The following is a 21,100-nucleotide window of genomic DNA, read 5'->3' as shown; positions in this document are numbered from 1 at the left end:
AAGCCAAGGGGCTTATACATGGCGCGGCCCGCCAACCTCAAAGCAGCGCCTTCAGCTCCGCCAGACGATCGTTCACCAGCCAGCCATAGTAGTTTTCCTCCGGCAGAACGACGGCGCCGCCTGCCGCGTTCTTCCGGGCAAGAGCCTGCGCCCGGCCGAGCGAGTTGCCGACATTGAACAGGGTGGCCGTGATGCCGGGATTATGTGAGATGTCCATGCCGGCGATCGAGCGATAGTCATCAATCGATTTCCGGAGAATTGCGGCCATGAAGGCAAGTGACACATCCGGGTCCATGATGGCCTTGTAGACGCCCGCAGCATCGCTCGCGTGCAGCTTCGGATAACCGGATTTCTGAGCGACGAGATCCGTCAGCATCAATGCCGTCAGCGGATTGATCTGGCCGAGGCCAAACGTCTGGCCCGCATAGAAAGGCTGAAAAAAGACAGCGCTGAAGCGATTGTTTGGATAGCTTATGCCGCCGACGGAGTGCCCGCGGAACGTCTTCTCCCAGACAAGCTCGCGGCACGACCACAGGCGATAAGAGTCTGAAAGACCATTGCATTCGGAAAACTCGGAACGGCTCACGAAGTCCTCGACCGACTCGTCCTCATAACCGAAGCGGAAGCTGCTGCCTGCGTAGGACGCCGCCTTCACGTAGTAGCTCTGGAGGCGATCATAGGCGTCGACATTGTAGGTGTGCTCCCCGACAATGGCACCGACGATATGGATCGGATCGATGCCGTAGTCGGCGGCCGTCGACTTGATCTTCGCGATCAGCTGCCGATCGGAAGCAAGAAGATCCCGCACCTTCTCGTATTTCAGATCGAAGGTTGTCTTCCCGGCCTTGGTGCGCCGCACGGAAGCACCCGGGATGGCGGGTTGCTCGGCATGGCGATTACCGTCCGGAACGAGGACGACGCCGGCGCCCGCCGATGTCGGCGCCACCAGCATCAGAGCCACGACGACTGCCAGAAAGAATCGCACCACGATCCGCCTGCCCCATTTGTTGTTACATAAGGTCGGAACTCGACCTCTCTGCGGCTGCTCCTCTATAATGTGCAGCCTTCCCTGTCGACCACCGCGTTAACCATCTCTGCTTCACCATTCCCGGAAATACCACAGAGATGCACAAAGATCACAGGATATAGCGGGAAAGATCGGCGTCGGCGGCGATCTCACCCACGTGTTCGCGCACGTAACCGGAGTCGATCATGACGGACTGACCGCCCCGATCGGGCGCGTTGAACGAAATGTCGTCCAACACCCGCTCCATGACTGTCTGCAGGCGCCGGGCCCCAATGTTCTCCACTGAAGTGTTCAGGTGAACGGCGACATCCGCCAGGGCGTCGATCGCATCCTCGGTGAAGTCGAGGTTCAACTCCTCCGTGGCCATCAATGCCCGGTACTGGCGGATGAGACTTGCCTCCGTCTCGGTCAGGATCCGGCGGAAGTCCTCCTTCGTCAGAGGTTTCAGCTCGACACGGATGGGCAGGCGTCCCTGCAACTCGGGCAAAAGATCGGATGGCTTTGCGACGTGGAAGGCGCCGGACGCTATGAACAGAATATGGTCCGTCTTGACCGGCCCATACTTGGTAGACACGGTCGTGCCTTCAACCAGGGGCAGCAAGTCTCGCTGGACCCCTTCACGGGAGACGCCTGCACCGATTCCGCCGTCACGCGCGGCAATCTTGTCGATCTCGTCGAGGAACACGATCCCGTCGTTCTCGACCGATTTCACCGCTTCTCGCTGGATCAGCTCATTGTCGATCAGCTTGTCGGACTCGTCACGGATCAATTCCGGATAGGAGTTCTTGACCGTGGTGCGGACTTTCTTGGTTCGGCCGCCCATGGCCTTGCCGAACATCTCCGACAGATTGAGGATGCCGACGTTTGCTCCGGGAATTTCGAAGCCGGGCATGCCGCCGCCGGTATCGGCTACCTCGATCTCGATCTCCTTGTCGTCGAGAAGGCCGTCACGCAGCTTCTTGCGGAAGCTGTCGCGTGTCGCCGGAGAAGCCGTGGAGCCGACCAGTGCGTCAAGGACACGCTCTTCTGCACTTGCATGGGCCTTCGCCTGGACTTCGGCGCGCTTCTTTTCTCGCACCAGTCCAATGCCGACTTCGACGAGATCGCGAATGATCTGCTCCACGTCGCGGCCGACATAGCCCACCTCGGTGAACTTCGTAGCTTCGACCTTGATGAAGGGGGCACCGGCAAGTTTCGCCAGTCGCCGGGAGATTTCGGTCTTGCCGACGCCGGTCGGCCCGATCATCAGAATATTCTTCGGCATGACCTCATCACGAAGGCTTTCATCGAGCTGCTGGCGGCGCCAGCGGTTGCGCAGTGCGATCGCAACAGCGCGCTTCGCCTCATGCTGTCCGATGATGTAGCGGTCGAGTTCGGAAACGATCTCGCGGGGAGAGAATGTCGTCATAGCCCTTTTCCGTGAAATGGTGGCTTGAATGGGTGAGATTAGGTGTCGCTCGAAATCGTCTCCACGACGACATTACCGTTCGTGTAGACGCAGATCTCCGCGGCGATCGTCATGGCACGGCGGGCGATATCCTCGGCAGACAGCTCGGTCTCCATGAGCGCACGCGCGGCCGCGTAGGCGTAGTTGCCGCCTGAACCGATGGCGATCGCGCCGTGCTCCGGCTCGAGGACGTCTCCATTCCCGGTAATTGCCAGGGTTACCGATTTGTCCGCAACCAGCATCATTGCTTCGAGGTTACGTAGGTATTTGTCCGTTCGCCAGTCTTTAGCGAGCTCCACTGCGGCCCGCATCAACTGCCCGGGATATTGCTCCAGCTTCTTTTCAAGTCGCTCCAGCAAGGTGAAGGCGTCTGCCGTGGCACCGGCGAAGCCGGCGATAACATCGCCCTTGCCGATCCGCCGCACCTTTCGGGCGTTACCCTTCATGACGGTCTGGCCGAGGCTGACCTGGCCGTCGCCGGCCATCACAGCAACGCCATTCTTGCGCACGGTGATGATGGTCGTGCCATGCATGGTGCCGTAGGGATTATGTTCGCTCATCTTGGAAACCGACCTGAAAGAATGAATTCATAGCGGAGGGATTACCGCCAGTCTTTGCTCTTATTTAAGTTTCCGCAGACGGATTGCAAACCGGACACGTGGCCCGACCGCCAAATGCCTGCCATCGCGCTGTTTTGACGCTCTCTTCTGGATATTTGCCACGGCGCCTGATAAGGAGCACGCAGAACTTTCCGGAGTAGAACCATGTCGACTGCCGCATCGGACCGCACGGGTGCCGTCTCTCGCGAAACCAACGAGACTTCCGTTGCCGTTTCCGTCAATATCGACGGCAACGGCCAATCCAGGATATCGACGGGCGTCGGCTTCTTCGACCACATGCTCGACCAGCTCTCCCGACATTCTCTCATCGACATGGATATCGAGGTCAAAGGCGACCTGCACATCGACGATCACCATACGGTCGAGGACACGGGTATAGCGCTCGGGCAGGCGATCTCGAAGGCTCTCGGGGACCGGCGCGGCATCAGCCGCTACGCGTCGATCGACCTTGCCATGGACGAAACCATGACCAAGGCGGCAATCGACGTATCGGGCCGGCCGTTCCTCGTCTGGAACGTCTCCTTCAGTGCCCCCAAGATCGGCACGTTCGACACTGAGCTGGTCAGGGAATTCTTCCAGGCGCTTGCGCAGAACGCCGGTATCACGTTGCACGTCTTGAACCACTATGGTGCCAACAATCACCATATTGCAGAAACCTGTTTCAAGGCGGTCGCCCGCGTGCTTCGCAGCGCGACGGAAATCGACCCGCGCCAGGCCAGCCGCGTCCCGTCGACCAAGGGCTCCCTGATCTGAAGCAACAGCATAATTGCGGTCCCGCTTCGATGTCCGCATATCCCTGTCATGACGGCAGGAGCGAGGATACGGTGGCTACCGCGAACGAAAGGACTTAGCCCATGCGTGTGGCGATCATCGATTACGGATCGGGAAACCTCCGTTCGGCCACCAAGGCTTTCGAACGTGCGGCGCGTGAAAGCGGAGTCGCGGCGGACGTCGAGTTGACCGACCAACCCGATCGCGTCGCGTCCGCCGACCGCATCGTTCTGCCGGGTGTCGGCGCCTATGCCGACTGCCGAAGAGGTCTGAATGCCGTTGTTGGCATGAATGAAGCTCTTGCCGTTGCCGTCGAAGAAAAGGGGAGACCCTTTCTCGGGATCTGCGTCGGCATGCAACTGATGTCGAGTCGCGGCCTCGAGAAGACGGTGACCGCCGGTTTCGACTGGATCAAAGGCGACGTCGTCGAGATCACTCCCGATGATCCGAACCTGAAGATACCGCAGATCGGCTGGAACACTCTCGATCTTCGTCGACCTCACCCGCTCTTTAACGACATCCCGACGGGTCCGGCCGGTTTGCACGCTTATTTCGTCCACTCGTATCATCTCGCGGCTAACGATTCCGATGACATCGTCGCCACGACCGACTATGGCGCTCCAATTACCGCCTTCGTCGCCCGTGACAACATGGCCGGCGCCCAGTTCCATCCGGAAAAGAGTCAGAAGCTCGGCCTGAAGCTGATCGCAAATTTCCTGACCTGGGCCCCATAAAGAGGCTGGATGAATCTATGATCCTTTTCCCCGCAATAGATCTGAAGGACGGTCAGTGCGTCCGACTGAAGCTCGGCGACATGGCTCAGGCGACGGTCTACAATCCTGATCCGGCTGCACAGGCAAAAGCCTTCGAGGAGCAGGGTTTCGAGTGGCTGCACGTCGTCGATCTCAACGGCGCCTTTGCCGGGGAGAGCGTCAACGGTGCGGCCGTCGACGCCATCCTCAAGGCGACGAAGAACCCGGTCCAGCTCGGAGGAGGTATCCGTACGCTCGCGCATATCGAATCCTGGCTGGCACGCGGTCTCGCACGCGTGATCCTCGGCACCGTGGCGGTGCGTGATCCGGCTTTGGTCATCGAGGCCTGCAGGGCGTTTCCCGGAAGAATTGCCGTCGGCATCGATGCCAAGGGCGGCAAGGTAGCGGTCGAAGGCTGGGCGGAAGCCTCGGAGCTCGGCGTCATCGAACTCGCACGCAAGTTCGAGGGGGCCGGGGTTGCAGCTATCATCTATACGGATATCGATCGCGACGGAATTCTGACCGGCATCAACTGGGAATCGACACTGGCACTCGCGGAGGCCGTTTCTATCCCAGTCATTGCGTCCGGTGGTCTCGCCTCGATCGGGGACATTCGTCGCATGTTGCAGCCGGACGCCCGAAAACTCGAGGGCGCCATTTCCGGCCGGGCGCTCTATGACGGCCGTATCGATCCCGCCGAGGCGCTCGCACTGATCAAGGCCGCCCGCAATCCCGAGGTGCAACCATGACGTTGAAAGCTCGTGTAATTCCCTGTCTCGACGTCAAGGACGGCCGCGTCGTCAAGGGCGTCAATTTCGTCGACCTCATCGATGCCGGCGACCCGGTCGAGGCGGCAAAGGCTTACGATGCCGCCGGCGCCGATGAACTCACCTTCCTCGACATCACAGCATCGTCGGAAGATCGCCACACCATCTTCGATGTCGTTGCGCGCACGGCAGAGCACTGCTTCATGCCGCTCACGGTCGGCGGCGGTGTTCGGACGATCGCCGACATCCGCAAGCTCCTCCTGTGCGGGGCGGACAAGGTGTCCATCAACTCGGCCGCGGTGAAGAGCCCGGACTTCGTAGCGGAGGCCGCGGACAAGTTCGGCGATCAGTGCATCGTCGTCTCCATCGATGCCAAGAAGGTATCAGGGCCCGGAGAAACCGACCGATGGGAGATCTTCACCCATGGCGGTCGTCAGCCGACGGGCATCGACGCTGTCGAATTCGCGGGCAAGATGGCAGCGCGCGGCGCCGGAGAGCTCCTCGTCACGTCCATGGACAGGGACGGCACGAAAAGCGGCTATGACATCGCGCTGACGCGGACCATTGCCGACTCCGTGCGTGTTCCGGTCATCGCCTCGGGCGGCGTCGGCAATCTCGATGATCTCGTTGCCGGGATCAAGGAAGGTCATGCGACTGCCGTCCTTGCGGCATCGATCTTCCACTTCGGTACATACAGCATCGGCGAGGCGAAGCGCTACATGGCGGACCACGGCATCCCCATGCGGCTCGACTGAAGAAGACGGAGCGGCGGAATGACCATGTTCTCTCTGACGGATCTCGAAAAGATCGTCGCCACGCGTGCAACGGCTGAACCCGATCAGTCCTGGACCGCCAAACTCGTCCACGGCGGACAGCGCAAAGCAGCCAAGAAGCTCGGTGAGGAGGCGGTGGAGACCGTGATCGCCGCAATTGCCGAAGACCGGCAGAACCTCGTCTGCGAGAGTGCCGATCTGCTCTATCATCTCTTGGTCGTATTGAAAATCGCCGACGTACCGCTAGAAGCTGTCATGCAGGAGCTTCAGCGGCGAACAGCCCAGACAGGCCTCAGCGAAAAGGCCAACCGGCGGGATCCATGACAACAGCTATACGGCCAGCCGACGTGCCCGAAACGCTCGATCATTTCCAAGCCAACGATTATTCGCCCTATCACTTCTATTCTTCGGAAGAATGGGCGCGCTTTCGTGCCGACACCCCGCTGACGCTGACGGCGGACGAGGTGCACCGCCTGCGGTCGATCGACGACCCTATCGATCTGGAGGAAGTTCGGCGCATCTACCTGTCGCTGTCGCGCCTGCTTTCCTCTCATGTGGAATCCTCGCAGATGCTCTTCGAGCAGCGCAATCGGTTCCTCAGCATGTCTGATGTGGCGAAAACACCCTTCGTCATCGGCATCGCCGGGTCCGTCGCGGTGGGTAAGTCGACCACCGCTCGCGTCCTGAAGGAACTGCTCGCCCGTTGGCCGTCGAGCCCGAAGGTCGACCTCATCACAACGGATGGCTTTCTCTATCCGAATGCGGTTCTCATCCGCGAGAATCTGTTGAACCGCAAGGGTTTCCCCGAAAGCTACGACATTGGCGCACTTCTGCGCTTCCTGTCAGCGATAAAAGCCGGTCTGCCGAACGTGAAGGCACCCTGCTATTCGCACCTCACCTACGACGTGCTGCCGAACGAGTACAAGGTCATCGACCGGCCGGATATCTTGATCTTCGAGGGCATCAATGTCCTACAGTCACGCGATCTGCCCGCGGATGGCAAGATCGTCCCAATGGTCTCCGACTTTTTCGATTTCTCGATCTACATCGATGCCGACGAGACGCTGATCCATCGATGGTATGTGCACCGCTTCATGAAGCTGCGACAGACGGCCTTCCGCGACCCGAACTCGTATTTCCATCGTTACGCCACCATAAGCGAGCAGGAAGCACTGGAGATCGCCGAAGATCTCTGGACCAACATCAACCTGAAGAACCTCCGGGAAAACATCCTGCCGACGCGACCGCGTGCCGATCTCATCCTGCAGAAGGGTGAAAACCATCTGGTCCAGAAGGTAGCCCTGCGGAAGCTTTGACCCGCCACCGGCAGTCAGAGGTTGACGCGCCGGAGCGTGAGATTGATCCGCCCACCGTTCTTCAGCAGGGTCGAGGTCCCGGAATAAACCCGATCCACCCCGTGAAAAGCCAAGCGCCCTTCGCCTCCGAGAACGAGCACGTCACCACTTGCAAGCCGGAATGAGCGGGTCCTGTCGTTGCGTTTCTTGCCACCAAGGCGAAAGAGGCAAGTATCTCCGAGAGAGACCGACACCACCGGCGCTTCAAGATCCTGCTCGTCCTTGTCCTGATGCAGTCCCATTCGCGCATCGCCGGCGTAGAAATTCACGAGGCAAACGTCCGGAAGTTTCGGATAGCAAGCAACCTGCTCCCAGATATGGATGAGGGTGTCAGGAATCGGCGGCCAGACTGATTGGGTAACTGGATGCACGCTTTGGTATCTATAGCCGCGAACTTTGTCCGTTACCCACCCGAGCGAGCCGCAATTGGTCATGCGAACCGATAGTGGTGTGCCGGTGCCCGGCATGACCGGGACATAGAGAGGGGCGGCATCGACCACTTCGCGTACCTCTTCTAGCCGCGCCTTCTGCTGGTCGCGCGTCAGATAGCCGGGATAGAGCTTTACTCCGTCCGGAAAGCTCCAGCCTGGACCGGTATTGAGCGCCATCACGTCCCCCTTTCCGGGTCTCACATCCGCACCGGGCAGTTCCTATCAATCACCGGCAGGCCGACCGCGCATCTTCTTCACCTCCGAACGGCCGGCCTTTTCCTTCAACCTTCGCTCGACGGAACCTTTGGTGGGCTTGGTCTTTCGTCGTGACGGCGGTGGCGGCTCCGCGGCCTTGAGGATCAGCTCCTTGAGCCGCTCTCTCGCGTCCGCGCGATTGCGCTCCTGACTGCGGAAACGGCTGGACTCGATCATCAGGACACCGTCCTTGGATACACGCCGACCACCGAGCTTCAAAGCGTTTGTCTTGACCCGCTCGGGAAGAGAAGGTGATCCGACGATGTCAAAGAACAGCTGTACGGCAGTCGAAACCTTGTTGACGTTCTGGCCTCCCGGCCCGCCTGCCAGAACAAACTGCTCCGTCAGTTCCCAACCCGCAATCGTGATCCGGTCGTCTATGTAAAGTGCGTCGCTGGCCATCGGTTGTCTCCAACCGTTCTATTCCCACATTTGGGCACCGACGGGAACCATCAATGACAAAGAGGCCCGGTGGTCATGTGACCACCGGGCCTCTGACAGGTTCAAGCAGCCGAGATTACTCAGCGGCAATGCTCGCGCTCGGAGCCGCAGCCCGGACAGTGTGATCGACGTGATCTTCGAACTTCGCGAAGTTGGTGATGAACATCGCGACCAGCTTCTTGGCCTGTGCATCGTACTCCTCGCCGTCCGCCCAGGTCGAGCGCGGATCGAGGATTGCGCTGTCTACCGCTTCGACGGCAACCGGAACGGCAAAGCCGAAATTCGGATCGGTGCGGGTTTCGACCTTCTTGAGTTCACCGTTGAGTGCAGCGGTCAGTAGCGCACGCGTTGCCTTGATCGGCATGCGATGACCCACGCCGTAAGCGCCTCCGGTCCAGCCCGTGTTTACGAGCCAGCAATCGACGTTGTGGCGGGCAATCAGATCGCGAAGCAGGTTCCCGTACTCAGCCGGGTGCCGCGGCATGAACGGCGCACCGAAGCAGGTCGAGAACGTCGCTTCGGGCTCCGTGACACCCTTCTCGGTGCCGGCGACCTTCGCCGTGTAGCCGGAGAGGAAGTGATACATCGCCTGCTCGGGTGTGAGGCGCGCGATCGGCGGCAGGACACCGAAGGCATCGGCCGTCAGCATGATGATTGTCTTCGGATGCCCGGCACGACCGGTCTCCGATGCGTTCGGGATGAAGTGCAGCGGATAGGCGCAGCGGGTGTTTTCCGTCAGAGAGCCATCATGGAAGTCAGGCAAACGACGGTCGTCCAGCACGACGTTCTCGAGCACGGTACCAAAGCGCTTGGTGGTGGCGTAGATTTCCGGCTCTGCCTCCGCCGACAGACGGATTGTCTTGGCGTAACAACCGCCCTCGAAGTTGAACACGCCGTGCTCGCCCCAGCCGTGTTCGTCGTCACCGATCAGCGTGCGGCTCGGATCGGCAGAAAGCGTGGTCTTGCCGGTACCCGAAAGGCCGAAGAAGACCGCGGTGTCGCCTGCCGGGCCAACATTGGCCGAGCAGTGCATCGGCATGACGCCCTTCGGCGGCAGCAGGTAGTTGAGGGCCGTGAAGACCGACTTCTTGATCTCGCCGGCGTAAGAGGTTCCGCCGATCAGTACGATGCCGTTGGTGAAATCGCAGGCGATCACCGTCTCTGAGCGGCAGCCGTGCCGCGACGGGTCGGCGCGGAACGTCGGCAGGTTGATGATGGTCAACTTCGGCTGGAACTCGCCGAGAGTCGAACGGTCCGGACGGATCAGCAAGTTGCGGATGAAGAGCGAGTGCCAAGCGAGTTCCGTTACCACCCGCGTCAGCAGTGCGTTATCGGCATCGGCGCCCCCGACGAGATCCTGGACAAAAATATCCTTACCCGCAACATGCGCCAGCATGTCCTTGTGGAGCAGACCGAAGTGCTCGGGCGACATGGGCTTGTTGTTGTCCCACCAGATTTCGCCGTCCGTGTGACTGTCACGAACAATGAACTTGTCCTTCGCTGAGCGGCCAGTGTGCTGGCCGGTTACGGCGCAAAGCGCGCCATCGGCGGTCAGGACGGCTTCCTTGCGGCGAATGGCTTCTTCGTAAAGCTCGCTCTCAAGGAAGTTGTAGTAGACGCGTGCCGCGTCCCCCAACCCGATCGACGCTACCCCGATGAGGGGATTATTTACACCAAGCTCCTCCATGGACACTCTTCCTTTGTTGTGGGGGATTGCCGTTGAATTTTTCGCGAACCTAGTGTTCGCGTTTCTAAAAGGCAAGACAACATTAGAAGAAAATATCAATGATATCAAATATTTAATCGATTTAAATTCGAAACGAGATTTTTAAATCGGTTTGAACCCGGCAAATTTCGTGGTTTCCCCTTGGTATCGACGGATCGCTTTCCGGCGACCGATCGACGCGCCCCTTTATCTTTGCCACAATTTGTTCCACCTTTACCCCCAAGAAGCGCACAAATGGGGACCCGGATTGATTGGGATCGATGCCAGGAGCCGCGCTTATGATGACGGAGACGAACAGCATGCAAACAATCGCGCTCGTTGACGACGACCGTAACATCCTGACATCCGTGTCCATTGCTCTGGAGGCGGAAGGTTACAAGGTCGAGACCTACACGGATGGCGCCTCGGCACTGGACGGCTTGCTCGCCCGCCCGCCGCACCTCGCGATCTTCGACATCAAGATGCCGCGCATGGATGGCATGGAATTGCTGCGGCGCCTCCGGCAGAAGTCGGATCTACCCGTCATTTTCCTTACTTCGAAGGATGAAGAGATCGATGAACTCTTCGGCCTCAAGATGGGCGCCGACGACTTCATCACGAAACCGTTTTCACAGCGGCTTCTTGTCGAACGCGTCAAGGCAATCCTTCGCCGCTCCAGCAGCCGCGAGGCTGTTTCAGGATCGGTCGGCGCAAAAGCCGGCGCAGAGTCGCAGGCGCGCACGCTCGAGCGGGGGCAGTTGGTCATGGACCAGGAACGCCATACGTGCACCTGGAAAGGCGACCCGGTGACGCTCACAGTGACCGAATTTCTGATACTGCAATCGCTCGCCCAGCGTCCTGGCGTCGTGAAGAGCCGCGACGCCCTCATGGACGCGGCGTATGATGAGCAGGTATATGTTGACGATCGCACCATCGACAGCCACATCAAGCGCCTGCGCAAGAAGTTTAAGATGGTCGACGCCGATTTCGACATGATCGAAACGCTTTACGGCGTTGGATACCGGTTCCGCGAAGCGGCTTGACGGCATCCGTCGTTTCGGCTCCTGCCGGCATGGTGCCGTGCAAATGAGGTTGACGTTTGGAGCAACAGGTTTCCAGTTCAAATTTGGAGGAGACGGACAGCCCGGCCGAGGGGCGCCGTTTCCTGTCGCATCCTTTCACGCTCATCCGCCGCATTTTTGGCCACGCGCTGTTCTCCAGTCTCACGCGACGGATCGTCTTCTTCAATCTTGCCGCTCTTTTCGTGCTGGTCGGGGGGATTCTCTATCTGAACCAGTTCCGTGAAGGGCTGATCGACGCGCGCGTGGAAAGCCTTTTGACGCAGGGCGAGATCATGGCCGGGGCGATCTCCGCTTCGGCGTCCGTCGACACCAACTCGATCACCATCGATCCACAGAAACTGCTCGAACTGCAAGCGGGACAAAGCATCACCCCGGTGCCGAACGACGAGGACCTCGAGTTTCCGATCAACCCGGAACGGGTCGCCCCCGTGCTGAGGCGTCTGATCTCGCCGACGCGCACGCGCGCCCGCCTCTTTGATGCTGATGCGAACTTGCTCCTCGACTCACGTCATCTATATTCGCGTGGTCAGGTCCTCCGGTTCGACCTCCCGCCAATAGAGAACGAATCGCCCGGCGTACTCGAATGGCTCGCCCAGATGTTCAACCGTATGCTGCAGCCAAGCGGGCTGCCCCTCTACAAGGAGGCGCCCGGCGGAGACGGCTCGATCTACCCAGAGGTCATGAACGCCCTTACCGGCGTGCGAGGAGCAGTCGTCCGCGTCACCGATTCGGGCGCTTTGATCGTCTCGGTTGCGGTGCCTGTGCAACGGTTTCGCGCAGTGCTCGGCGTCCTGCTCCTCTCCACGCAAGCCGGCGATATCGACAAGATCGTCCACGCCGAACGCCTCGCAATCCTGCGCGTTTTCGGAGTCGCCGCGCTCGTCAACATCGTCGTCTCCTTGCTCTTATCCTCTACAATAGCGACTCCGCTGCGCCGGCTCTCCGCCGCCGCGATCCGCGTTCGCCGTGGAGCGAAGGAACGCGAGGAGATTCCGGATTTTTCCGCCCGACAGGATGAAATCGGCAACCTGTCCGTCGCGCTGCGCGAGATGACCACCGCCCTCTACGACAGGATCGATGCGATAGAGAGCTTTGCAGCCGACGTCAGCCATGAACTGAAAAATCCGCTCACATCGCTGCGGAGCGCTGTGGAGACGCTGCCACTCGCCCGAACGGACACATCTCGGCAGCGGCTGATGGACGTCATCCAGCATGACGTGAAACGCCTGGACCGCCTGATCAGCGACATCTCGGATGCCTCGCGTCTCGACGCTGAGCTAGCCCGCAGCGATGCCAAACCCATCGATCTCGAGCAACTGCTCTCCAGCATGGTGGACATCTCCCGGCAAATCCGCAGCACGAAGAAGCCGGTGGACATTACCCTCGTCGTGGACCGTAGGCCGGGTGCAAGAACATCCTTCGTCGTCAACGGCCACGACCTGAGGCTTGGTCAGGTCGTCACCAACCTTATCGAAAATGCTCGCTCCTTCGTGCCGGAAAAGGGAGGACGCATCACCGTTCGGCTCTTCCGCACCAAGGGTCGTTGCGTCGTTCAGGTGGACGACAATGGCCCCGGCATCCAGATCGAAAATGTCGACCGTGTCTTTGAGCGCTTCTATACGGACCGGCCGGAGGGTGAGAGCTTTGGTCAGAATTCCGGCCTGGGTCTTTCGATCAGTCGCCAGATCGCCGAAGCACATGGCGGAACGTTGAAAGCGGAAAACATCACCGATACCACCACTGGCGGGACACTCGGCGCACGCTTCACGTTGTCACTGCCGGTCGAGCCCGCGCAATGAGCGCGGCAGAGATCAATATCCATGCTACGGCGATCGTCGTCGGCACGACCGGCCTGCTCTTCGTTGGCCCTTCGGGAGCCGGTAAATCCACGCAGGCTTTCGCCTGCCTGAGCGAAGCTCGGGCCCTCGGTCAATTCGCGGCGCTTGTCGCAGACGACCGCGTTCTCGTCAGCAGGCTAGGCGATCATCTGCTGGCGCGCTGTCCTCCAACGATTTCGGGCCTTGTCGAACTGCGGCACGGCGGAATTGCCGAAGTCGAACGCTTGCCATCCGCACTAATGCAGGTTGCCATATCTCCCGTGGAGCCAGCGACTGCAGAGCGCCTCCCCCCGGAAGGCGAGCGTTTCCCGGTCGCGCACGGCATCACGCTCCCTCTTTTCCGCCTACCCCTCGGCGTACCGGCTCCGTTTTCCTTTGTTGAGGCAGTTATGAGGGCCTCAGGAACGGTCACACCCTAAGATATCGCTGCATTTTTGGCTTGCACTTCGGATTTACATCGCCAAGATGACCAGCCACTGATGGACGAAGTTGCTGCATTGCACTATCTGACCATCTGACTGCATATGCAAAGGGGCAGAAAGAGAATGATCGGACTTGTGCTTGTCACCCATGGCAAGCTGGCTGAAGAGTTCCATCACGCGGTAGAACACGTGGTTGGACCGCAGAAATTTATCGAAACGGTATCGATCGGCCCGGAAGACGACATGGACCAACGCCGCCAGGACATTCTGGACGCGGTCCAGCGCGCAGATGATGGCCACGGAGTGGTCATCCTGACCGACATGTTCGGCGGCACTCCTTCAAACCTCGCAATTTCGGTCATGAACGCCGGGCGCATCGAAGTGATCGCCGGCGTCAACCTTCCCATGTTGATCAAGCTCGCCGGCATCCGTGGCGAGAACAACATGGAGAAGGCGCTGGTTGAGGCCTCGGAGGCCGGCCGGAAGTACATAAACGTCGCCAGCCGCGTCCTCAGTGGCAAGTAATGCCTTGAAAGAAACTCCATGACATCGGCGTCTCGTGAACTCGTGATTACCAACAAGCGCGGTCTACATGCACGCGCCTCGGCCAAATTCGTGCAGACCGTCAGCGGCTTCGATGCGAGAGTGACGGTTGCGAAGGACGGGACCGCCGTCGGTGGGACGTCGATCATGGGCCTCATGATGCTGGCAGCAAGTCCCGGGTGCACGATCATGGTGTCCGCCAGCGGCAATGAAGCAAAGGAAGTACTGGACGCGCTCGAGACTCTGGTCTCGGACAAGTTCGGCGAGGAAGCCTGATCCCTACCCCATATAAAGACATAAAGACTTCTTTATATCTCGGTTGCCAATCGCCATTAAGCCTGCTAAACGCTTCCCATTGGAACCGGCTCCGCAGAGCCGGACGATTACCTCGCGCGCATACCCGTCCTAAGGGCGCACAGTGCCGCCAGAATTCCAGCCGGGAGAGCTTCATGAGCACAAATAAAGACTATATCGTCGCGGATATCGGACTTGCGGATTTCGGTCGCAAGGAGATCGACATTGCCGAAACCGAAATGCCTGGCCTTATGGCCTGCCGCACCGAGTTCGGTGAACAAAAGCCGCTCAAGGGCGCACGCATCACCGGCTCCCTGCACATGACGATCCAGACGGCAGTTCTGATCGAAACCTTGGTGGCCCTTGGAGCCGAGGTTCGCTGGGCCTCCTGCAATATTTTTTCCACCCAGGACCACGCCGCTGCCGCGATCGCCGCTGCCGGCATTCCAGTGTTCGCCGTCAAGGGAGAGTCGCTGCAGGATTATTGGACCTACACCGACCGGATTTTCCAGTGGACCGACGGCGGTCTCTCGAACATGATCCTCGATGACGGTGGCGATGCCACCATGTACATCCTGCTCGGAGCAAGAGCCGAAGCCGGCGAGGACGTTTTGAGCCATCCGCATTCCGAAGAAGAGGAAATTCTCTTCGCTCAGATCAAGAAGCGGTTGGCCGCTTCGCCGGGGTGGTTCACCAAACAGCGTGACGCAATCCGCGGCGTGACGGAAGAGACGACGACAGGCGTCAATCGCCTCTACCAGTTGAGCCAGAAGGGCCTGCTTCCGTTCCCGGCCATCAACGTCAATGACTCGGTCACGAAATCGAAGTTCGATAACAAGTACGGCTGCAAGGAATCGCTCGTCGACGGCATCCGCCGCGCAACGGACGTGATGATGGCCGGCAAAGTGGCGGTGGTCTGCGGCTATGGCGATGTGGGCAAGGGCTCGGCCGCCTCGCTCCGCGGAGCAGGCGCACGCGTAAAGGTTACCGAGGTCGACCCCATCTGCGCACTGCAGGCGGCGATGGACGGCTACGAAGTCGTTCAACTCGAGGACGTAACCTCGAGCGCCGATATCTTTGTGACCACCACAGGCAATCGCGACGTCATCCGCATCGAGCACATGCGTGCAATGAAGGACATGGCCATCGTCGGGAACATCGGCCATTTCGACAACGAGATCCAGGTCGCGGCCTTGCGCAATCTCAAGTGGACGAACATCAAGCCACAGGTCGACATGATCGAGTTCCCGAAGGGCAACCGAATCATTCTTCTGTCCGAGGGCCGTCTGCTGAATCTCGGCAATGCGACCGGTCATCCGTCCTTCGTCATGTCGGCGTCGTTCACCAATCAGGTGCTCGCGCAGATCGAACTGTTCACGAAGCCAAGCGCTTATGAAAACCGGGTGTACGTGCTCCCCAAGCATCTGGATGAGAAGGTCGCCAGGCTGCATCTTGAAAAGCTCGGCGTGCGGCTGACCGAGCTGTCGGAAGAACAGGCTTCTTATATCGGCGTCACGCCCCAGGGGCCGTTCAAGTCTGACCACTATCGCTATTAACGCTACCGCAAATATCCACAAGATGTAGTAGTCGCGACCTTGACAGAGGTCGCGACTTCTTTTTTGAGCCCAATACTTCCCGCAGATTCCCTTAGGCAGTATTGTTTTAAGACTTGATTCGCGCCTCGCGCTTCGGCGCGGCCACACGAAGTGGGATGTCTTGTCGAGATGCGGCACATAGGACGGAGACAGACCGAATATGTCGGTAAACAAAGATAATCCGTGCGGGCGGGGCACGGTGCGCGGCGGTCGTATACGGCGCCTGCTTGCACGTACTGCGACGCCGAAGGACCACTCGCAACATGCGGCTTCAGCGCTCTTGCGATGGCGTAGCGCTTACCTTGCGGGCACAATACTGGGCGGCACACTCCTGCCGGCAATCGCGCAGGCTGAAGCAGGTGCCGCTCAGGTGCAGCGGCTCTTCACTTCCGCCGAGATGGTCGGATTCTCGCTGGTGATCGGCATCCTCTCCGCCGCGCTGCTGTCGGCTGTATGGCTTATCCGTCAGCGTGGTGCCCTTGAGGCGGAAAGTCAGGAGATGCGTTCTGCACTCTCCGACGCTAGGCAGCGAATTTCACGCTATCAGGCGATCATCGCCGACAAAAACAGACGCATCGTCATCTGGGATGGCAACGACCGCAAACCGGAATTCCTCGGCCAGCTTCCCGGTGAAACGGGTGCTCCGCAGGCCGAGAGCGAATTTTTGGCTTTCGGTCGCTGGCTCAAGCCCTCCTCGGCCGGAGAACTCGACAAGGCGATAGAACGCCTGCGCTTCGACGCGCAGTCCTTCGACCTCATCGTCGAAACCAACCACCAGGAGGTGATCGAGGTTCAAGGACGCCTGTCGGGCGGCCGCGCTTTTGCGCGGTTCGTCGCCCTCAACAATCTCCGCGCCGAACTGGCCGAGTTGAAGATCGAGCGATCCCGGCTGAAAGCATCGATCGCGACCTTCGAAGCACTCTTGGACGCGATCGAGCAGCCGGTCTGGCAGCGCGATACGGAGGGACGTCTGGTCTGGGTCAACCAAGCCTACTCCGAGGCGGTGGAAGCTACGTCACCCGCCCAGGCAATCACCGAGGAACGGGAGATTCTGGGGACGGTATCCCGGGAGAGGATCCGGGCGACCTCAACGCCTGAATCACCGTTCCACGAGAAGGTCTCCACCGTCGTGCGAGGCAATCGAACCTTCTTCGACGTCGTCGACGCGAGGAGCGCGTCGGGTTCCGGCGGCATGGCGATCGACATCTCGCAAGCGGAATCGCTACGCGAAGAGCTTACCCGTACTCTCAAGAGCCACGCCGATACGCTGGACCATCTTGCCACCGCGGTGGCGATCTTCGACCGGGACCGTCGGCTGCAGTTCTACAATCAGGCTTTTGCCCAACTCTGGCAGCTCGACACACCGTTCCTGGAAGCGCGGCCGGACAACAGTGAATTTCTCGATCGTCTGCGAGCGGCGAACAAGTTGCCGGAACAGCTCAACTGGAAGAACTGGAAGGAAAACGCACTTTCGGTCTACCGGTCCTTCGAAACACAGACCGACCTTTGGCATCTTCCGAACGGGCAAACGCTGCGCGTCATCGCCTCGGCGCACCCGCAAGGCGGTGCGACCTGGGTCTTCGAGAACCTGACCGAACAGGTCGACCTCGAGACCCGCTACAATACGCTCGTGCGTGTCCAGGGCGAGACAATCGACCACCTCTCCGAAGGTGTTGCAGTCTTCGGCCCTGACGGCCGGATACAGCTTTCCAATCCCGCTTTCCGCGCCCTCTGGGGCATTACCGAAGCGGAGGCCGCGCCCGGCACTCATATTCGCAGCATTGAGGCCGCGTGCGCGCCGTCCTACGACAGGCCGGACGGATGGAAGGCGTTCAGCAAGATGATCACGAGCTTCGATGACGAGCGACGGTCAAGTCAGGGAACCCTTGAGCTCTATTCCGGCCTCGTGCTCGATTTCGCGGTGACGCCGCTTCCGAATGCACAAACCATGTTGACCTTCGTGAACATGACCGACAACGTGCGGGCCGAGCGCGCCCTGAAAGAGAAAAACGAAGCCCTGCAAAAGGCGGACGAACTCAAGAACGAGTTCGTCCAGCACGTTTCTTACGAGTTGCGCTCACCGCTTACAAACATCATCGGCTTCACCGACCTTCTCAAGACGCCCGTTGTCGGACCGCTCAATGAGAGGCAGGCGGAATATATCGACCACATCTCGACGTCGTCAGCCGTACTGCTGACGATCGTCAACGACATCCTTGATCTCGCCACGGTTGATGCGGGGATCATGCGGCTCGAATATGCCGAAATAGATCTGGATGATCTCCTCGACGAGGTGTCGATGCAGATGACAGACCGATTGCAGGAAAACAACGTCGCGCTGGAGATCAATGCATCCGGCCATCTCGGGCAGATCGTCGCCGATCCGCAGCGGCTCAAACAGATTCTCGTCAAGCTTCTCACCAACGCAGTCAACTTCTCGCCGGAAGGCTCCACGGTCAATCTCAAGTGCTGGCGAGAAGGCGCCGACTTCCTCTTCAACGTCACGGATCACGGCTGCGGAATTCCTCAGGACATTCTTGCCACGGTCTTCGACCGCTTTTCGTCGAACAGCAAGGGTGGCAAGCGGACCGGTGCAGGCCTCGGACTCTCGATCGTCGAGAGCTTCGTCAGCTTGCACCACGGCACGGTTTCCATCGACAGTGACCCCGGTCGCGGCACGACGGTCCACTGCCGAATCCCCTCTGCTGCCGTCCCGCAATCCGTTGCCGCAGAATGAGTCCGAGAAGCCTCACACTCTCTCTTGCCACCGAGGCTGACACGATCCGCCTCGGCGAAGACCTGGCGCTGGCTGTCACAGCCGGGGATTGCCTCGCCCTTCGGGGCGATCTGGGTGCCGGCAAGTCGACCCTGGCGCGCGCCCTCCTGCGCGCGGTGGCCGATGACGACTATCTCGAGGTCCCTAGCCCAACATTCACCCTCGTCCAAAACTACGACTTGCGACTGCCGGTGGCTCACTTCGACCTGTATCGCCTGAGTGACGAACGGGAACTGGAAGAGATCGGCTTCAGCGATGCGCTTGATGCGGGCGTCTGTCTTGTCGAGTGGCCTGAAAAAGCCGGACAAGCGCTGCCGGCAGACCGGATCGATGTCGATATTGCCTTCGACCAGGGCGGGCGTCGCGTAACGATCTCTGCTATCCCCGATCGGCTCCAGCGGATCGAGCGCAAGCTTGCAATCCGCAGCTTCCTCGATGGACACGGCTATCGCGACGCAACCCGACGGCACCTGATCGGCGATGCTTCCACGAGGGCGTACGAGTACGTCTATCCGGCCGCCGGCAAGCGCATGGTGCTCATGGACGCGCCGCGACGACCCAACGGTCCCCCTATTCGGGACGGAAAAGCCTACTCGCAAATTGTCCATCTTGCCGAGGACGTCTACCCCTTCGTCGCAATCGCGACGAGCCTGCGCGAACGTGGCTTTGCCGCGCCGGAAATTCTTGAGAGCGACTGCGAGGCGGGAATTCTGCTTCTGGAGGATCTCGGCACAGAAACCATTCTCGACGAGAGCGGAAAGCCCGCTCCAGACCGATACCGTGGCGCACTCGCCTGTCTCGCCCGACTGCACGACACCGACTTCGACCGCGATATCTCACTACCGAGCGGCCATATCCATCACGTGCCCGACTATGACAGGACGGCGATGAAGATGGAAACCGAACTCCTGATCGACTGGCATCTCCCCTGGAGACGGAACGGGACACCTGCCACGGCTGCAGAGCGTCAAGAATACCTGGCGATCTGGGATGATCTGATCGACCAACTCGATGACGTGGAAAAGACGCTGGTCCTGCGAGACTTCCATTCACCCAACATCATCTGGCGCGGCGGCGAAGAGGGAATACGGCGCGTCGGCCTCATCGACTTCCAGGACGCCATGATTGGGCCGTCGGCCTATGACGTGGTTTCCATCGTGCAGGATGCACGCGTCACCGTCGAACGCGATCTCGCTGATCAGCTGATGACGGGGTATCTGGCGTTGCGGCGAGCGCACGGCACGTTCGATGAAGGCACCTTCCTCAAGGCATGGTCGATCATGTCGGCACAAAGGGCCTGCAAGCTTGCAGGCTTGTGGGTGCGGCTCCTTCAACGCGACAAGAAGCCCGGCTATATGAAGCATATGCCACGGACGCTTTGGCATCTGAGTATTGCCTTCGAGCATCCGGTCCTTGCCCCTTTGCGAGAATGGTGCCTAAAGGCTGGAATCGAACCAGCCGAATCAGCTCTGTAGGACGAATGAAGATCACCGACGCAATGGTGCTTGCTGCCGGGCTCGGAACCCGGCTCCGGCCGATTACCGACACTGTTCCAAAGCCGCTCGTGAAGGTCGCCGGCAAGGCGATGATCGAATATGCGCTCGACATGCTCGCAGACGCGGGTGTCGAGCGGGTGGTGGTGAACGTCCATCATCACGCCGAGCAGATGATCGGCTATCTGGAGAGCTATCCGAGGCTGCAGGTTATCATTTCCGACGAACGTGCCGGGCTGATGAACTCAGGTGGGGGGCTCGCCAAGGGTCTTCGCCTGCTCGGTGACACGACTGTCTTCGTTATGAACGCGGATCTTTTCTGGATCGGCGACAGGCGCGGCCACGAAAGCAATCTCGAGCGACTCGCGGATTTCTTCGATCCCATGCGCATGGACATGGCGCTTCTCTGCGTTCATCCCGATCACACGACGGGCCATAACGGCAAGAGCGACTTCAATCTCGATGAGCAAGGGCACCTGACGCGCTACAACACCGGAGATTCCCGTCCGGTCGTTTATGCAGGCGCGATCGTGATGAACTCATCCCTTCTGAAAGACGCGCCGTCAGACGCCTTCAACCTGAATATCTATTTCGATCACGCCATCGCCAAGGGTCGCCTCTTCGGGCTAGAACTGGAGGGACATTGGATAACTGTGGGGACTCCGGAGGCGATCGGCGAAGCTGAAGACGCGATCCGGCGCCTGCAAAACTGA

General features: G+C 59.8%; 21 protein-coding genes. 15 read left to right on the top strand and 6 right to left on the bottom strand.

Translation table 11 applies throughout. From position 1 onward, the window contains the following. Positions 1–37 precede the first annotated feature (37 nt). The 3 genes from NHF53_RS21630 to hslV form a co-directional block, all read right to left on the bottom strand. Positions 38–952: a DUF1402 family protein gene (locus NHF53_RS21630; protein WP_252836045.1), complete on the bottom strand. Its 915-nt coding sequence runs from the start codon at positions 950–952 to the stop codon at positions 38–40. A gap of 184 nt (positions 953–1,136) precedes the next feature. Then, a complete protein-coding gene (gene hslU / locus NHF53_RS21625) occupies positions 1,137–2,435 on the bottom strand; it encodes an ATP-dependent protease ATPase subunit HslU (protein WP_252835970.1) in 1,299 nt (432 codons plus the stop codon). A 38-nt stretch (positions 2,436–2,473) separates the two neighbouring features. Then, positions 2,474–3,034, bottom strand: coding sequence for an ATP-dependent protease subunit HslV (hslV, locus tag NHF53_RS21620; protein WP_114364982.1), 561 nt, complete (start codon positions 3,032–3,034; stop codon positions 2,474–2,476). A gap of 204 nt (positions 3,035–3,238) precedes the next feature. On the opposite strand from hslV, the gene hisB reads away from it, so the two are divergent. The 6 genes from hisB to coaA all read left to right on the top strand — a co-directional run bounded on the left by hisB (position 3,239) and on the right by coaA (position 7,473). Further along, the gene (gene hisB, locus NHF53_RS21615; RefSeq protein WP_252835969.1) at positions 3,239–3,847 is read left to right on the top strand and encodes an imidazoleglycerol-phosphate dehydratase HisB; all 609 of its coding nucleotides are present in this window, start codon (positions 3,239–3,241) and stop codon (positions 3,845–3,847) included. 101 nt (positions 3,848–3,948) lie between these two features. Then, complete coding sequence (hisH, locus tag NHF53_RS21610) at positions 3,949–4,599, top strand: imidazole glycerol phosphate synthase subunit HisH (protein WP_252835968.1); 651 nt, start codon at positions 3,949–3,951, stop codon at positions 4,597–4,599. 17 nt (positions 4,600–4,616) lie between these two features. After that, entirely contained in the window at positions 4,617–5,366 is a 750-nt protein-coding gene (hisA, locus tag NHF53_RS21605) for a 1-(5-phosphoribosyl)-5-[(5-phosphoribosylamino)methylideneamino]imidazole-4-carboxamide isomerase (RefSeq protein ID WP_252835967.1), read from the top strand. Further along, the gene (hisF, locus tag NHF53_RS21600; protein WP_112690542.1) at positions 5,363–6,139 is read left to right on the top strand and encodes an imidazole glycerol phosphate synthase subunit HisF; all 777 of its coding nucleotides are present in this window, start codon (positions 5,363–5,365) and stop codon (positions 6,137–6,139) included. Before hisA ends, hisF begins: the two co-directional genes overlap by 4 nt. Before the next feature lie 18 nt (positions 6,140–6,157). Then, on the top strand, positions 6,158–6,481 hold the full coding sequence (locus NHF53_RS21595; protein WP_252835966.1) for a phosphoribosyl-ATP diphosphatase: 324 nt from the start codon (positions 6,158–6,160) through the stop codon (positions 6,479–6,481). Then, positions 6,478–7,473: a type I pantothenate kinase gene (gene coaA / locus NHF53_RS21590; RefSeq protein WP_252835965.1), complete on the top strand. Its 996-nt coding sequence runs from the start codon at positions 6,478–6,480 to the stop codon at positions 7,471–7,473. The genes NHF53_RS21595 and coaA overlap by 4 nt, the downstream gene beginning before the upstream one ends. Positions 7,474–7,487: 14 nt before the next feature. Here coaA and NHF53_RS21585 read toward each other — a convergent pair whose 3' ends face one another. The 3 genes from NHF53_RS21585 to NHF53_RS21575 all read right to left on the bottom strand — a co-directional run bounded on the left by NHF53_RS21585 (position 7,488) and on the right by NHF53_RS21575 (position 10,326). Beyond that, complete coding sequence (locus NHF53_RS21585; protein WP_252835964.1) at positions 7,488–8,120, bottom strand: alpha-ketoglutarate-dependent dioxygenase AlkB; 633 nt, start codon at positions 8,118–8,120, stop codon at positions 7,488–7,490. Between the two features lie 45 nt (positions 8,121–8,165). After that, on the bottom strand, positions 8,166–8,600 hold the full coding sequence (gene arfB / locus NHF53_RS21580; RefSeq protein ID WP_112690546.1) for an alternative ribosome rescue aminoacyl-tRNA hydrolase ArfB: 435 nt from the start codon (positions 8,598–8,600) through the stop codon (positions 8,166–8,168). Between the two features lie 115 nt (positions 8,601–8,715). Continuing rightward, positions 8,716–10,326 carry a phosphoenolpyruvate carboxykinase gene (locus NHF53_RS21575; protein ID WP_252835963.1) on the bottom strand — a complete coding sequence of 537 codons (1,611 nt, stop codon included), beginning with the start codon at positions 10,324–10,326 and terminating at the stop codon, positions 8,716–8,718. Positions 10,327–10,664: 338 nt separating this feature from the next. Here NHF53_RS21575 and NHF53_RS21570 point away from each other — a divergent pair, with 338 nt between their 5' ends. From NHF53_RS21570 to NHF53_RS21530, 9 genes are all read left to right on the top strand, one after another. Then, the gene (locus NHF53_RS21570) at positions 10,665–11,387 is read left to right on the top strand and encodes a response regulator transcription factor (RefSeq protein WP_252835962.1); all 723 of its coding nucleotides are present in this window, start codon (positions 10,665–10,667) and stop codon (positions 11,385–11,387) included. A gap of 83 nt (positions 11,388–11,470) precedes the next feature. Continuing rightward, positions 11,471–13,225, top strand: a complete 1,755-nt coding sequence (locus tag NHF53_RS21565) for a sensor histidine kinase (protein WP_252835961.1) — start codon at positions 11,471–11,473, stop codon at positions 13,223–13,225. Continuing rightward, a complete protein-coding gene (locus NHF53_RS21560; RefSeq protein WP_252835960.1) occupies positions 13,222–13,683 on the top strand; it encodes an HPr kinase/phosphorylase in 462 nt (153 codons plus the stop codon). Before NHF53_RS21565 ends, NHF53_RS21560 begins: the two co-directional genes overlap by 4 nt. A 126-nt stretch (positions 13,684–13,809) precedes the next feature. Continuing rightward, a complete protein-coding gene (locus NHF53_RS21555; RefSeq protein WP_114364972.1) occupies positions 13,810–14,211 on the top strand; it encodes a PTS sugar transporter subunit IIA in 402 nt (133 codons plus the stop codon). 18 nt (positions 14,212–14,229) lie between these two features. Further along, positions 14,230–14,505, top strand: coding sequence for an HPr family phosphocarrier protein (locus NHF53_RS21550; protein WP_114364971.1), 276 nt, complete (start codon positions 14,230–14,232; stop codon positions 14,503–14,505). A 173-nt stretch (positions 14,506–14,678) separates the two neighbouring features. Then, positions 14,679–16,079, top strand: a complete 1,401-nt coding sequence (gene ahcY / locus NHF53_RS21545) for an adenosylhomocysteinase (RefSeq protein ID WP_252835959.1) — start codon at positions 14,679–14,681, stop codon at positions 16,077–16,079. Between the two features lie 199 nt (positions 16,080–16,278). After that, complete coding sequence (locus tag NHF53_RS21540; protein WP_252835958.1) at positions 16,279–18,855, top strand: PAS domain-containing sensor histidine kinase; 2,577 nt, start codon at positions 16,279–16,281, stop codon at positions 18,853–18,855. Further along, a complete protein-coding gene (tsaE, locus tag NHF53_RS21535; protein WP_252835957.1) occupies positions 18,852–20,369 on the top strand; it encodes a tRNA (adenosine(37)-N6)-threonylcarbamoyltransferase complex ATPase subunit type 1 TsaE in 1,518 nt (505 codons plus the stop codon). Before NHF53_RS21540 ends, tsaE begins: the two co-directional genes overlap by 4 nt. 5 nt (positions 20,370–20,374) lie before the next feature. Further along, positions 20,375–21,100 carry a nucleotidyltransferase family protein gene (locus NHF53_RS21530; RefSeq protein ID WP_252835956.1) on the top strand — a complete coding sequence of 242 codons (726 nt, stop codon included), beginning with the start codon at positions 20,375–20,377 and terminating at the stop codon, positions 21,098–21,100.

The organism is Ciceribacter sp. RN22 (assembly GCF_024054295.1).
Classification (GTDB): Bacteria; Pseudomonadota; Alphaproteobacteria; order Rhizobiales; family Rhizobiaceae; genus Allorhizobium; species Allorhizobium lividum.
The sequence above is the reverse complement of the archived record's forward strand: the minus strand, read 5'-3'. Positions and strand labels throughout refer to the sequence as shown.